Origin of the sequence: Bradyrhizobium sp. SZCCHNRI2009, from assembly GCF_032485115.1 — a bacterium.
In the GTDB taxonomy this organism is placed as follows: domain Bacteria; phylum Pseudomonadota; class Alphaproteobacteria; order Rhizobiales; family Xanthobacteraceae; genus Bradyrhizobium.
The window spans coordinates 15,271-28,642 of record NZ_JAUEUH010000008.1 but is presented as its reverse complement, the minus strand read 5'-3'; the positions used below and the strand labels follow the sequence as shown (position 1 = coordinate 28,642).

12 protein-coding genes are annotated in these 13,372 nt (G+C 64.0%); all 12 read left to right on the top strand.

Going from position 1 to position 13,372, the window contains the following annotated elements:
* Positions 1–101 precede the first annotated feature (101 nt).
* The 12 genes from QX041_RS25725 (at position 102) to cyoB (ending at position 13,332) form a co-directional block, all read left to right on the top strand.
* On the top strand, positions 102–926 hold the full coding sequence (locus QX041_RS25725; protein WP_315718450.1) for a flagellin: 825 nt from the start codon (positions 102–104) through the stop codon (positions 924–926).
* 61 nt (positions 927–987) lie between these two features.
* A complete protein-coding gene (gene fliD, locus QX041_RS25720; protein ID WP_316166965.1) occupies positions 988–2,703 on the top strand; it encodes a flagellar filament capping protein FliD in 1,716 nt (571 codons plus the stop codon).
* Positions 2,703–3,128 (top strand): flagellar export chaperone FliS, encoded by a 426-nt coding sequence (locus tag QX041_RS25715; RefSeq protein WP_316166963.1) that lies wholly within the window; start codon positions 2,703–2,705, stop codon positions 3,126–3,128. Before fliD ends, QX041_RS25715 begins: the two co-directional genes overlap by 1 nt.
* 231 nt (positions 3,129–3,359) lie before the next feature.
* Positions 3,360–3,632: a hypothetical protein gene (locus tag QX041_RS25710; protein WP_315754497.1), complete on the top strand. Its 273-nt coding sequence runs from the start codon at positions 3,360–3,362 to the stop codon at positions 3,630–3,632.
* A gap of 364 nt (positions 3,633–3,996) precedes the next feature.
* Positions 3,997–4,662, top strand: a complete 666-nt coding sequence (locus QX041_RS25705; protein WP_316166961.1) for a flagellar hook assembly protein FlgD — start codon at positions 3,997–3,999, stop codon at positions 4,660–4,662.
* 22 nt (positions 4,663–4,684) lie between these two features.
* Complete coding sequence (gene flgE / locus QX041_RS25700) at positions 4,685–5,923, top strand: flagellar hook protein FlgE (protein WP_316166959.1); 1,239 nt, start codon at positions 4,685–4,687, stop codon at positions 5,921–5,923.
* Between the two features lie 2 nt (positions 5,924–5,925).
* Positions 5,926–6,195, top strand: a complete 270-nt coding sequence (locus tag QX041_RS25695; RefSeq protein WP_315718456.1) for a hypothetical protein — start codon at positions 5,926–5,928, stop codon at positions 6,193–6,195.
* A gap of 15 nt (positions 6,196–6,210) precedes the next feature.
* Positions 6,211–6,663, top strand: coding sequence for a flagellar protein FlgN (locus tag QX041_RS25690; RefSeq protein WP_315739743.1), 453 nt, complete (start codon positions 6,211–6,213; stop codon positions 6,661–6,663).
* A gap of 27 nt (positions 6,664–6,690) precedes the next feature.
* A complete protein-coding gene (gene flgK, locus QX041_RS25685) occupies positions 6,691–8,448 on the top strand; it encodes a flagellar hook-associated protein FlgK (RefSeq protein ID WP_316166958.1) in 1,758 nt (585 codons plus the stop codon).
* Positions 8,449–8,463: 15 nt separating this feature from the next.
* Complete coding sequence (locus QX041_RS25680; RefSeq protein ID WP_316167225.1) at positions 8,464–9,372, top strand: flagellin; 909 nt, start codon at positions 8,464–8,466, stop codon at positions 9,370–9,372.
* A 171-nt stretch (positions 9,373–9,543) separates the two neighbouring features.
* On the top strand, positions 9,544–11,313 hold the full coding sequence (locus QX041_RS25675) for an SDR family oxidoreductase (RefSeq protein ID WP_316166956.1): 1,770 nt from the start codon (positions 9,544–9,546) through the stop codon (positions 11,311–11,313).
* A gap of 15 nt (positions 11,314–11,328) precedes the next feature.
* Positions 11,329–13,332, top strand: a complete 2,004-nt coding sequence (gene cyoB, locus QX041_RS25670; protein ID WP_316166955.1) for a cytochrome o ubiquinol oxidase subunit I — start codon at positions 11,329–11,331, stop codon at positions 13,330–13,332.
* Positions 13,333–13,372: the final 40 nt, after the last annotated feature.

The following is a 13,372-nucleotide window of genomic DNA, read 5'->3' as shown; positions in this document are numbered from 1 at the left end:
TCCCGCAGGCGCTTCCGTTTGATCGGTCAGACGGGGCCGATCCGCACCGTCAGTCCTTCCACGATGCGGCGTGCTTTGCCGATCACTCAGGAGTCCTCACCGTGCCCGCAATTTCCACCAACATCGCCGCCAACTCCGCCGTCCGCTACCTGAACATCAACTCCAACCAGGAGACGAGCTCGCTCTCCAAGCTGTCGAGCGGTTCGCGCATCACGTCAGCCTCGGACGACGCGGCCGGTCTCGCCATTTCGACGCGCATCTCGTCGGACATCACCACGCTGCAGCAGGCCGCAACCAACACGGCGCAGGCGACGTCGATCCTGCAGACCGCGGATGGTGGCGCATCCAACATCAGCGACATCCTGGCGCGCATGAAGTCGCTGGCCTCCGAGTCCGCATCGGGCACCACGGTCGGAACCAGCCGCACCTACATCCAGTCGGAATTCTCGCAGCTCACCAGTGAAATCTCGTCGATCGCGACCGGAACGCGCTATAGCGGCCAGAGCCTGCTCGACGGCACCAGCACCTTCTCGTCGGGCGTCTCGGTCCTGGTCGGCTCGTCCGCGTCCGACACCATCAACATCACGCTGTCGGATCTCACCGCGAGCACGCTCGGCGTCTCGTCGCTCGACGTCAGCACCCAGACCGGCGCGACCGCAGCCTTGACCGCTCTCGACACCGCGATCGACACCGTGTCGAAGGCCCGCGCCGACATCGGCGCGCAGGAGTCGCGCTTCAACTTCTCGGCCGACTCGATCTCCACGCAGACGCAGAACCTGCAATCGGCCAATTCCGCGATCAAGGACGTCGACATCGCGTCCGAGCAGGCGAAGCTGTCGTCGGCGCAGGTGAAGACCCAGGCCGCGGTGTCGGCGGAAGCCGCCGCCAACCAGATCCCGCAGTACCTCCTGAAGCTGCTGGGCTGAGCCGTGATCTGCCGGGCCGGCGCCTCGCCGGTCCGGCTTCTTCCTTGGAGGACGACGACGGATGACGGTGAGCAGCGCAACCTCGAGCACGAGCAGCACGACGTCGTCGTCTTCATCATCGTCGACGAGCTCGAGCAGCTCGCTCACGACGTCGGGCACGAGCACGACGAGCACGATCGACTGGACCGCGCTGATCGAGTCCGCCGTCAATGCCAAGCTCACCCAGGCGACCCAGATCTCGACCAAGATCACGGCCAATGAGGCCAAGATCACGGCGTATCAGACGCTGCAGACCGCGCTGAAGACGCTGTCATCTGGATTGTCGTCACTGGCGACGTCGATGGTGAACTCGCTTGCGACCAACGCCTTCGCCACGCGGGCCGCCACCATCAGCGCGACCGGCGACGTCAGCGCCTCATCGGCTCTGTCGATGTCGGTGAGCAACGGAGCCGCGACCGGCAGCCACACGCTGACGATCAGCCAGGTCGCCACGGCTCACAAGGTGACGGGCGCGACGCAGTCGAGCCAGACCGCGGCACTCGGCTATTCCGGTACGTTCTCGCTCGGCCTGTCCGGGGGCAGCACGGCCGACATCACCATCACCAGCGGCATGTCGCTGCAGGATGTCGTCGACGCGATCAATGCCCAGAGCTCCACGACCAATGTCGAGGCGTCGATCGTCCAGGTATCGAGCGGGTCCTATCAGCTGGTGTTGACGGGGACCCAGGATGCCGCGGACATTACCTATGCAAGCTCGTCCGGGGACGACATCCTCAACAAGCTCGGGGTGACCGACAGCTCGGGAGCCTTCGCGACGGTGCTGCAGACCGCGCAGGCAGCGGAATTCACGCTCGATGGGATCAGCCTGACGCGCGATACCAACGACATCACCGACGTTCTCAGTGGCGTCACCTTCGACCTGCTGCAGGCGACCCCGTCCGGAACGACGCTGACCGTCACGATCGGGACGGACACGAGCCAGATCTCGTCGGCATTGCAGACATTCGTTACCGACTACAATGCATTCCGCGATGCCGTGATCGCGCAGCAGACCACCAATTCAGACGGGACGGCGTCCTCGAGCTCCGTCCTGTTCGGCGACGGCACCATGCGCGACATCATGAATTCGCTTCAGGCCGTGCTCGGAACCTCGGTCGGCGGGTTGACGATGGCCGACCTTGGCCTGTCGTTCAACGAGAAGAACGAGCTCGAACTCGATACCAGCACGCTGTCGACGATCCTCAGCACCAATCTGAGCGGCGTGACGACGTTGTTGTCGGCGCAGACCAAGACCTCGTCGAGCCAGCTCAGCGTGGTCAATACCGGGTCGTCGCCGCAGTCGTTCACCCTTGATCTGACGGTGGATTCGTCGGGAAATCTTTCGGCGGCGTCCGTCGGTGGCGACAGCTCCCTGTTCACGGTGAGCGGCAACACGATCGTGGGCAATTCCGGGACGATCTATGCCGGGATGGCCTTCACCTATGCCGGCTCGACGTCGCAATCGATCACCGTGACCTCCACACAGGGGCTCGCGACCCAGATCTACCAGATCGCCAAGACCGCATCATCCAGCACGGGATCGCTGCAGACGCTGATCGATAATCTGACCTCGCAGGACGACACGATGCAGGCCAAGGTCGATGACATCAAGAGCTCGGCCTCCACGTTCCAGACGCAGCTTACGGCGCAGTACGCCAAATATCAGGCTGCGATCGAGAGCGCCAACAACACGCTCACTTATCTGAAAGCCCTTCTCAACGCGAGTTCGAGTAACTGATGACCCAGAATTCGATGGCGCAATTCGCAAGTCAGGCCTATCGCGGCGCTGCGGTGGCCGTTCCGCCGCTGCGGGCCGTCATCATGCTGCTCAACGGAGCGATGATGAGCTTGCAGAAGTCGCTGCAGGCGCAGGAGGCTCGCCGCTTCGAGGAGGGGCACATCCATGTGACCCGGGCGACCGCCATTCTGCGCGGATTGAGCCTTCACCTCGATCCGACGCGCGGCGGGCCGGTCGCCGACCAGCTGTTCGGAACCTACAACGCCCTGATCGTGGCCGCGCTGCGGGCCTACGGTCGACCTCACATGCGCGAGAATTTCCAGCGGATCACCGGAAGTCTGCTGGAGCTGCGGGAGGCGTGGGAGGCTGTCGAGGCGGCAGCCCGGGGAAAGCGAGCGGCCGGTGATTCGGCCAACCCTCGGTAGCTCTGGCGAATCAGGCCCCTGCCGCACCGCGGAAATCTTGGGAAACGGATCAGAAACGGGCTGCATTGTCTCCCGTTTCGGTATCCAGTGCGGCCTCGCGTGCATACGGCTCCCGAAAAGTACGGAGTTTTCCGTGTCCGGTTGCGGTCGATCGCCACAATTGCCGATATCAATTTCGTTCGCGGGCTGAATGCTTTATGACCAAGCTGGAAGCGCTGGATTGGGCGGACGATGGACGTCAGGGAATTCGAGGATCTGATCGGCAGGCTGGGTGAGGACATCTCGCGCTGGCCAGCGGAGCAGCGTCAATCAGCTGCTGATCTGCTTGCATCCTCTCCCGAAGCCGATCGATTGCTGTCCGAGGCACGTCTTGTTCGTGAGGCGCTGTCGTCGCCGCCAGCGCGTGCACCCGCGGGCTTGACGTCGCGCATCCTTGCTGCGGCCCATCGCCTGACCCAAGAGGAAGCGGCAACCGCCCCGGCCGACGCCCACCAGCCTGGCTGAGCCCTAGCCAGGGCCGACCTTGGGCGGCTACGCTTTGGCCGGTTGGACTTCGGCGCTGGAACCGCAACACTATCGCATCTGTCATCTCGCTCAATCTGTCGAGCTCGCTTGCGCGCGAATCCAGGCGCCCGAGTGCGCCGACGGCGAGCCGTCGCGCCGATGCAGATCGGGGCCTCGCACCAGGCGATTTTTGCCCACTCAGCGCAACCGCGCGGCGGCAAATTCTGCCGTCGGATCAACTAATTCGACCGACTAATTATGCGCCTGGAATCGGCGCTCCGGCCGTTTGATCAGCAAACGCCTTCACGACCGCGTGGTCGTGCTGTGTCCCGCCGCCGTTCGCGGCGCGAGCCGGAGTTCTGCCATGACCGTTTCTGCCGCGAGTTCGTCGACTGCGACCACCTCATCGACCTCATCATCCAGCGATACATCGCGTACGACGCTCAGCTCGACCGACTTTCTTCAGCTCCTGGTGAGCGAACTCCAGAACCAGGATCCGCTCAACGCGACCAGCGTGACCGACTTCATCAACCAGATGACGTCTTACGCCAACTACACCTCGCAGCAGTCGCTCAACAGCAGCATGACCTCGCTGGCCGGCTCGTTCTCGAGCCTGGTGACGCTGAATTCGGTGAACTACATCGGTCACACCGTCGAGGCGAAGAGTGACACCGCCATTCTCTCGAACGGCTCGGCGACGTTCGGCTATTCGCTGTCGTCGGCAGCGTCGAACGTTTCGATCTCGATCAAGGATTCCTCCGGAAGCACGGTCTGGACCGGCACCGGGACCGGCAACAAGGGCACCAATTCGATCACCTGGGACGGCACCGATTCCAGCGGCAATCAGCTCAGCGACGACGGCCAGTACACGATCTCCGTGACGGCGACGGACTCCGCGGGCACCTCGGTCCTCAACTACACGACGGTCACCGGGACCGTAACCGGCATCGACACCTCGACCAGCACGCCCTCGCTCACCGTCGGCGGCGTTCCTGTCAGCGCCAGCAACATCATCGGCGTCACCTCCTGACGGCATTACCCGGAGTACAATCATGAGTCTTTCTGGAGCCCTGTCATCGGCGATCTCGGCGCTCAATGCGCAGAGTTCGTCGCTCGCCATGATCAGCGACAACATCTCCAACGCCGATACGACCGGATACAAGACCACCTCCGGCCTGTTCGAGCAGCTGGTGACGGCATCGAGCAGTTCGAAAGCCTATTCCTCGGGTGGCGTCTCGGTCTCCGGCCGTGCCAACATCACGCAGCAGGGGCTGCTGGCCGCCACTACCAACGCGACCGACGTCGCAATCCAGGGCTCGGGTTTCTTCGTCGCGACCAACTCGACTTCGGCCGGAGGCGAGACTTTCTACACCCGCAACGGCGCGTTCACCACCGACAATGCCGGCTATCTCGAGAACGACGGCTACTATCTCGAAGGCTGGCGCACCGATGCGACCGGCAACGTGGTCGGCAACGGCCTCGAGCCGGTCAATACGAAGGTGGCGCTGACGAATGGTGGGGCGACGACCAAGACGTCGCTTGCGGCCAACCTGCCGGCCGATGCCGCGAGCGGAGACACCTTCAGCAGCTCGATGACCGTGTACGATTCGCTGGGGCAATCGCACACGCTCAACGTCACCTGGACCAAGGGGGCGACGGCGAACGAATGGACGGCCGATTTCGCGCCGGCGACGGCGTCGGACGGCACCGTGACGAGCGGCGCCTATACGATCGATTTCAACTCAGATGGTTCGCTCAGCACGGTCTCCTCGACCAATCTCGGTATCACCTGGAACAACGGCGCCGCGGCGAGCTCGATCGCGCTCAGCTTCGGCACCACCGGCGGCGGCACCGACGGCCTGACCCAGTTGTCGTCCGGCAGCACGACGCCGAGCGTCTCCAATTTCAGCGCCAATTCCGATGGCATCTCGTTTGGCACGCTGAGCAGCATTTCGGTCGGCAAGAATGGCCTCGTCGAGGCGACCTATTCCAACGGACAGACGGTTCCGATCTACAAGCTCGCGGTGGCGACCTTCGCCGATCCCAATGGACTCGTGGCGCATAGCAGCGGCATGTACACGTCGACGGCGACGTCGGGCAATGCGACCCTGCAGGCGTCCGGCGAGAATGGTGCAGGAACCATCTACGGCAGTGAGCTGGAATCGAGCACGACCGACACCACGGGCCAGTTCAGCAACATGATCTCGGCTCAGCAGGCCTATTCGGCGGCATCGCAGGTGATCTCGGCCGTCAACAAGATGTACGACACACTGATTTCGTCGATGAGGTGATCATGGCCGACCTGAAGAGGGAGCGGCTCGGCGAGGGCGAGGCTCTGCTGAAGAGGCTGCGGCGGCTGAGACTGCGCGCCGCGACCGCCGGCAAGGACGACCGCGCGCAACTGCTGGCCTTGATCGACGATATTGAAACGGTCCGACGAAAGCTGCTGCGTGAATGCGCGCTGCTCGACGAAGAGCTCAAGGTCGCCACCGTGAGGGTGACGGCGCTGAATACCTACGCCCGTGTCGCGCAGATCAGTCGCCGACCGCAGCGTGAACAGTAGGATGGGAGTGACAGGATGAAACACGCAGTTCAGGCCGATCAGCGGCCGGCCAGCGAAGATGAAGTGCGGACCTTGATCGCGCTGATCGACGAACTCATCGCGGTGGTGTCGGAGGAGAATGCGGAGCTTGCCAAGGGGCTCCCGGCCTCGCGTTCCAAGCAGCTCGACGATAAGAATCGGCTCGCCGGGCTGTTTGAGCAGCGGGTCGCCGAATGCGCCAGGCGAACGGCGAGCCTCGACGTCCGCGACCGTGTGCTGCGCGAACAGCTCATGGAGCACATCTTCAACCTCCGTGGCGCGATGGACGAGAACCTCGTTCGGCTGCGGGCTGCGATCGAAGCCAGCAATCGTCGCATCGAGGCGGTGATGCAGGCGATCCGCGAGCAGATCGCGAATGCCTCGCCCTATGGCGCCGGTGGACGTCGTACCGCGCGTGCGACGTCCTGCGGAACCAATGTGAGGGCGTGATGGCCAGCCAACAGCGGGAGTAGGGCAATGTCGCTCGACATAGCACGGCTGGTCGCCTTCAGCGGCATCTCGGCCACGGAGCTGCAGATCAGCGTGGCGTCGTCGAACATCTCGAACGCCGACACGAAGGGGTATACGCAGAAGACGGCCAACCAGGTCACGAACGTGACCAGCGGAATCGGGACGGGCGTTTCAATTACCGGCATTTCGAGCAATGTCGACAAGCTGCTGCTGAAATCCTTGATCGGAGCCAATTCGGAGCTCGGCGCGGCCGACACCACGAACAACTACCTGACGCAACTGCAGCAGCTGTTCGGCAGCGCGTCCACATCCGGCACCTCGACGACGGGAACGTCGCTGGCAAACTCGCTGGCATCGCTGGAGTCCGCGTTGTCGTCGCTGGCGAGCTCGCCCAGCAGTGTTTCGCTGCAATCGGCCGTCGTCAGCGCGCTGGATGACTTCGCCAGCCAGCTGCGCAGCACGTCGAGCGGTGTGCAGACGTTGCGGGCCAACTCCGACAAGGACATAGCGTCGTCGGTTCAGAGCGCCAACGACGACCTGCAACAGATCGCCGATCTCAATGTCGAGATCCGCAGGATGGCGGCGTCCGGCCAATCGACCGCCGATCTCGAGGACGAGCGCAACGCCGCGTTGCAGGACCTTTCGTCCTATATGAACGTTAGCTACTACGCGGCGTCGAATGGCGACCTTCAGGTCTATACCTCGTCGGGGCGAGCCCTCGTCGACAGCTCGGCGCACACGCTGAGCTATACGGCCTCGGCGAATGTCTCGGCGGCGTCGAGCTACGCGTCCGGCGGCTTCAGCGGCATCATGGTCGACGGCGTCGACGTCACGTCGCAGATCACATCGGGCAAGATCGGTTCGCTGGTCACGTTGCGGGACGAGACCCTGCCGGCCGCGCAGACCCAGCTCGATCAGCTGGCCTCGCAGCTGAAATCGTCGCTGAATGCGATCACCAATGGCGCATCGGCCGTTCCACCTCCGACCACTCTGACCGGGTCGGCGAGCGTCAGCAGCACGACGGCCTTGTCGGCGTCCGGAACGGTCCGCATCGCCGTGGCTGACCAGAGCGGCAATCTCGTTTCGTACGAGGATCTCCACCTGTCGTCCTATGCGACGGTGGGCGATCTGGTCACGGCGCTCAACGGCATCTCCGGGGTCTCCGCCTCGATCGATTCCAGCGGACACCTGGCGATCAGCGCCACGTCGTCGTCGAACGGCATCGCGATCAACGACATGACCAGCGCGGTCGGCGGCAGCGGCTTCTCCGACTATTTCGGCATGAATGACCTCGTCACCGGCACGAGCGCCGCCAATTTTGCCGTCAACAGCAGCATCCTGAGCGGCGCTGCCGGTCTGCCCACCGGCACGCTCGACGGCTCCGCGACGTTGACGACCGGCAGCCAGGTGCTGACGGCCGGCTCGGCGACGGTCATCGACGCGCTCGTTGGCAAGCTGACCGGCTCGACCAGCTTCGCGTCGGCTGGCGGTCTCAGCGCGACCACCGGCTCGTTTGCCGACTATGCCGCGGCGATCGTTGCCAACGTCGCCAGCAAGGCGTCGCAGGCCTCCACTGCCTACACCGCGAAGTCGACGGCCCAGTCGAGCTATGCCAGTTCGCTGTCCTCGCAATCGGGCGTCAACCTCGACGAGGAGACGGCGCGGCTGAGCTCGCTGCAGAACAAATACGCTGCCGCCTCGCAGCTGATCTCCGTGATCAACAGCATGTTCTCGTCGCTGCTCACGGCCGTGCAATCGACCTAGTCCGGAGTGCACATCATGACGATGCGGATTGCGACATTCTCGAACTCCGACCAGATGATCACGGGTGCGCTGCGGACGCAGGCGACCATGGCCAACCTCCAGGTGCAGGAGGCCTCGGGGCTAAAGGCCGAGTATCTCGCCGGTTACGGCGCCGACACCCAGCACGTCGTCAATCTGCAGGTCTCTGTCACGCGGGCGCAGTCCTACATCGACGCGGCGACTCTGGCGGACAGCAAAGTGCAGGTCATGTACTCTGCCGTGGGGCAGGTGTCGGACATCGTCAGTCAGCTGCGCACGGCCCTGAGCGCTGCGAGCTCCGGCAGCAGCACGGGAACCACGTCCGCGATCAGCAGTGCGCAGCAGTTGCTGCAGCAGATGTCGGGCATTCTGAACACCCAGTACGACGGGCAATATCTGTTCGGCGGTGCGCGGACCGCGACGGCGGCGGTCGATACATCGAGCTTCGCCTCCGGCACGGGATCGTTGACCACGACGGATACCAGCTATTTTCAGGGCGACAGCGAGCTTGCCTCGGTCCGGGTTTCCGAAGGGCAGTCGGTCACCTATGGCGTTACTGCCGACAACCCGGCGTTCGAGGAGGTCATGCGGGTCCTGAAGTTCGTGGCCAACAGCTCGACCCTGTCCGGAACCGACATCACCTCCGCGCTGTCGCTTGCCGATCAGGCGGTGGACGATGTCGCCACGGTACAGGCCAAGCTCTCCGATGCGGCGTCCCGGATCGAGAGCGCGAAGTCGCAGCAGACCGATTACAAGAGCTATGCCGAGAGCCTGGCGACCGACCTGACCAGCGTCGATGTGGCGGCGGTCACCGCCCAGCTCTCGACTTATCAAGCCCAGCTCACGGCGAGTTATACCGCCATCTCCAAGATCCAGAGCCTGAACCTGGCCAGTTACCTGCGTTGAGCCCCGACTTATCGCGCGGCGCCGCAGGGCGCAGGGACCCGAGCAGAGCCGGATCTCCTGGGCGGGCATAGACCTTGCCGGCGGCCGGCCTTGGGATCCGCATTCCCAGCCGATTGAAACCATGCGCCGCGCCGGAGGTTTGTTGACGGGCATCTCGTCGGCGGACCTCTCATGGACCAGATAACTCAGCCTCGAAGCGACGGCCATGGCTTGCGGCCCGTGGCGGACAATGTGTGGATCGTCGACGGCGGCCGGATTCGGGCCGCCGGACTGCCGCTCCCCGTACGCATGGCGGTGATCCGCCTGTCGAGCGGTGATCTGCTGCTGCACTCGCCCACGCCGTTCTCTCATGCGCTGCGGGAGGAGCTGGAGCAGCTGGGACCCATCAAATATCTGCTCGCGCCCAACGTCGCGCACTGGATGTTCCTGCCGGACTGGCAGGCGGCCCTGCCGAATGCACGGGTCTTCGCAGCGCCCGGCCTTGCACAGCGCCAGCAGGTTCGCCGCAGCGGCCTGCGTATCGATCGTGAGCTGACCGACGTCACGCCGGACGAATGGTCCGAAGATATCCAGTTGGTGCTCGTTGCCGCACCGATGTTCACCGAAGTGGCGCTGTTTCACAGGCCGAGCCGCACACTCGTCCTGACAGACCTCGTGCAGAACCTTGCACCGGAAGGTCTGGGCATCGTGGCGCGGACCGCCGCGAATCTGCTCGGGATCACCGCGCCTGATGGCAAGGCACCGACCTATCTGCGGATGCTGCTGCGGCTCGGCGGCCGTGCCGTCCGGCTCGCGGCGGCGCGGTTGATTGCGCTGGCGCCCGAACGCGTTGTCTTTTCCCATGGCCGATGGTTCGATACCGGGGGCGCGCAGCAGCTGCGCCGCGCGCTCGGCTGGCTGCTGGATGCCTGCCCCGAGGCGCGCCGGCTGATGCGTGATCTGAAGGGAACGCGCGTCGTGGTGACGGGCGCCTCGAGCGGCATCGGCCGGGCGACGGCCCTCGCCTTGGCGCGGGAAGGGGCCAGCATCGTGCTGGCCGCGCGGCGCGTGGACGTGCTGAAAGATGTCGCGGCTGAATGCGAAACCCTTGGCGGGCGCGCCATCGCCGTCGGCACCGACGTGATCGATGCAGCCGCGGTCATGCACTTGGCCGATCAGGCCGTGCAGACGTTCGGTGGCATCGATGTCTGGATCAACAACGCCGGAACCGGGGTGTTCGGCGCCTATCAGGACGCCGACATCGCGCTCCACCGTAAGACCATCGAGGTCAATCTGCTGGGGACGATGAACGGTGCCTATGCGGTTCTGCCGGTCTTCCTGCGGCAGCAGCGCGGAACCTTGATCAACAACATCTCGCTCGGTGGATGGGCTTCGACTCCGTTCGCCGCCGCCTACACCGCCAGCAAGTTCGGCCTCCGGGGCTTCTCGGCGAGCTTGCGTCAGGAACTCGCCGGTCACAAGGATATCCACGTCTGCAGCGTATTCCCCGCGATGGTCGACACGCCCGGCTTCGTGCATGGCGCCAACATGTCCGGCCGCAATCTCGATCCAGGACCGCTGCTGTATCGGCCTGAGGACGTCGCCGAGACGTTCTTGCAGTTGATCCGCGCTCCTCACGACGAAGTCGCCGTCGGCTGGCCGGCGCGGCTCGGGCAGATCTCCTATGCCCTGGCGCGCTGGCCGACCGAGCGACTCCTGAGCACGGCGTTCCGTTTCCTGTTGTCGCGCGCGAAGGGCGCACCACGCAGCACAGGTGCCGTGTTGGCGCCGATCGCCGCTGGCACCGCGGTGAGCGGCGGCTGGCTCGTGCGCAAGAAGCTGCCGCCGGCCGGGCAGCTCAGCAGAATTGGATTGGCACTTGGGCTCGGAGGCATCGCGTTGGTTGCTCTTGCGCGCGCCCGCCGGCCTTCGCGGCCATCGCGCCGACATATTACTCGCTGATCCCCGGGGGCGTCCATGCTCGGCAAGCTCGATTGGTCGGCGATCCCCTTTGGCCAGCCCATCCCGCTCGTGGCCGCAGGCCTCGTGCTGGTGGCGATCCTCGGTGTCCTCGGATGGGTCTTGGCGAAGGGGTACTTCCCTTATCTCTGGCGTGAATGGATCACCAGCGTCGATCACAAGCGGATCGGCGTGATGTACATGCTGCTCGCCTTCATGATGCTGCTGCGTGGCGGCACCGATGCGATCATGATGCGAACGCAGCAGGCGGTGGCGTTTCATTCCAACGGCTATCTTCCGCCGGAGCACTACAACCAGATCTTCTCCGCCCACGGCACTATCATGATCTTCTTCGTGGCGATGCCGTTCGTGATCGGGCTGATGAATCTGGTCGTGCCGCTGCAGCTCGGGGTACGGGATGTCGCCTTTCCCACGCTGAACTCCGTCGGCTTCTGGCTCACGGCCACCGGCGCGCTGCTGGTCAACGTGTCCCTCGTGGTCGGCGAGTTCGCGCGCACCGGCTGGCTGCCGTTCCCGCCCTTGTCGGAGTTGACCTACTCGCCGGGAGTCGGCGTGGACTATTACATCTGGGCGCTGGAGATCTCCGGCGTCGGGACCCTGGTCAGCGGCATCAACCTGGTCACCACCGTCCTCAAGCTGCGCACCCGGGGCATGAGCTATCTGCGCATGCCGATGTTCTGCTGGACCACGCTGGCAACGAACCTGCTGATCGTCGCGGCGTTTCCGATCCTCACGGCGACGCTGACGATGCTGATGCTCGACCGCTATTTCGGCTTCCACTTTTTCACCAACGAGGCCGGCGGCAACATGATGATGTTCATGAACCTGATCTGGGCCTGGGGACATCCCGAGGTCTACATCCTGGTTCTGCCGGCGTTCGGGATCTACTCCGAGGTGGTCGCGACGTTCTCGAGCAAGTCGCTGTTCGGCTATCGCTCGATGGTGTTGGCGACCATGGCGATCTGCGTCATCTCCTTCATGGTCTGGCTGCATCATTTCTTCACGATGGGGGCGGGCCCCAACGTGAACGCGATCTTCGGCATTGCGAGCATGATCATCGCGGTGCCTACGGGCGTGAAGATCTATAATTGGCTGTTCACGATGTATGGCGGGCGGGTGCGCTTCACGACGCCCATGCTGTGGTCGGTCGGCTTCATGATCACCTTCATGATCGGCGGGCTCACCGGCGTGCTTGTCGCGGTGCCGCCGGCGGATTTCCTGCTGCACAACAGCTTGTTCCTAGTCGCCCATTTCCACAACGTCATCATCGGCGGCGTGCTGTTCGGGGTGTTCGCGGGTGTCACTTACTGGTTTCCAAAGGCGTTCGGCTTTCGGCTGTATGAGAGCTGGGGCAAGGCGGCGTTCTGGTTCACCCTCATTGGCTTCTACGTGACCTTCATGCCGCTCTATGTCGTCGGCCTGCTCGGCATGACCCGACGGATGCAGCACTACGATGTCGCGGAATGGCGTCCCTGGCTTGCAGCTGCAACGTTCGGCACGGCGCTGCTCGCGATCGGCGTCATTCTTCAGATTCTCCAACTGGTCTTCAGCATCCGCGATCGCGAGCTCCTACGCGATACGACCGGCGACCCCTGGGACGGCCGCTCGCTCGAATGGGCCACGTCCTCACCGCCGCCGGTGTTCAATTTTGCGGTGCTGCCGAATGTGACGGGGCAGGATGCGTATTGGCGGATCAAGGAAAATGCAAAAGACCAGCAGCTCCATACGCGGGAAAAGGACTACCAAGACATCGAGCTGCCAAAAAACTCCCCCACGGGATTCGTCTGCGCCTTCTTCGCCACGGTCATGGGCTTCGCGCTGATCTGGCACATCTGGTGGATGGTGGCGCTCGGCGCAATGGGCGCGTTGGCGACATTCGTCGTGTTTGCCTGGCGCGATCACGACGAGTACGTCATCCCTGCGGCGGAGGTCGCCCGGATCGATCGGGGCATCATCGAAGCGCGGCAGGGATTCTCGTCGTCAGCGGCTGCCGGGGCCTGAGACCCATCGAAGGGAAGCTGCCGGTGCGTCGGGCCAACCG

What these genes read in the sequence shown, in the direction of transcription:
- flgK (WP_316166958.1), top strand. Translation starts at nt 6,691, where the DNA reads ATGTCGCTCGACATAGCACGGCTGGTCGCCTTCAGCGGCATCTCGGCC.
- QX041_RS25715 (WP_316166963.1), top strand. Translation starts at nt 2,703, where the DNA reads ATGACCCAGAATTCGATGGCGCAATTCGCAAGTCAGGCCTATCGCGGC.
- QX041_RS25710 (WP_315754497.1), top strand. Translation starts at nt 3,360, where the DNA reads ATGGACGTCAGGGAATTCGAGGATCTGATCGGCAGGCTGGGTGAGGAC.
- QX041_RS25705 (WP_316166961.1), top strand. Translation starts at nt 3,997, where the DNA reads ATGACCGTTTCTGCCGCGAGTTCGTCGACTGCGACCACCTCATCGACC.
- QX041_RS25690 (WP_315739743.1), top strand. Translation starts at nt 6,211, where the DNA reads ATGAAACACGCAGTTCAGGCCGATCAGCGGCCGGCCAGCGAAGATGAA.
- QX041_RS25695 (WP_315718456.1), top strand. Translation starts at nt 5,926, where the DNA reads ATGGCCGACCTGAAGAGGGAGCGGCTCGGCGAGGGCGAGGCTCTGCTG.
- flgE (WP_316166959.1), top strand. Translation starts at nt 4,685, where the DNA reads ATGAGTCTTTCTGGAGCCCTGTCATCGGCGATCTCGGCGCTCAATGCG.
- QX041_RS25675 (WP_316166956.1), top strand. Translation starts at nt 9,544, where the DNA reads ATGGACCAGATAACTCAGCCTCGAAGCGACGGCCATGGCTTGCGGCCC.
- cyoB (WP_316166955.1), top strand. Translation starts at nt 11,329, where the DNA reads ATGCTCGGCAAGCTCGATTGGTCGGCGATCCCCTTTGGCCAGCCCATC.
- QX041_RS25680 (WP_316167225.1), top strand. Translation starts at nt 8,464, where the DNA reads ATGACGATGCGGATTGCGACATTCTCGAACTCCGACCAGATGATCACG.
- fliD (WP_316166965.1), top strand. Translation starts at nt 988, where the DNA reads ATGACGGTGAGCAGCGCAACCTCGAGCACGAGCAGCACGACGTCGTCG.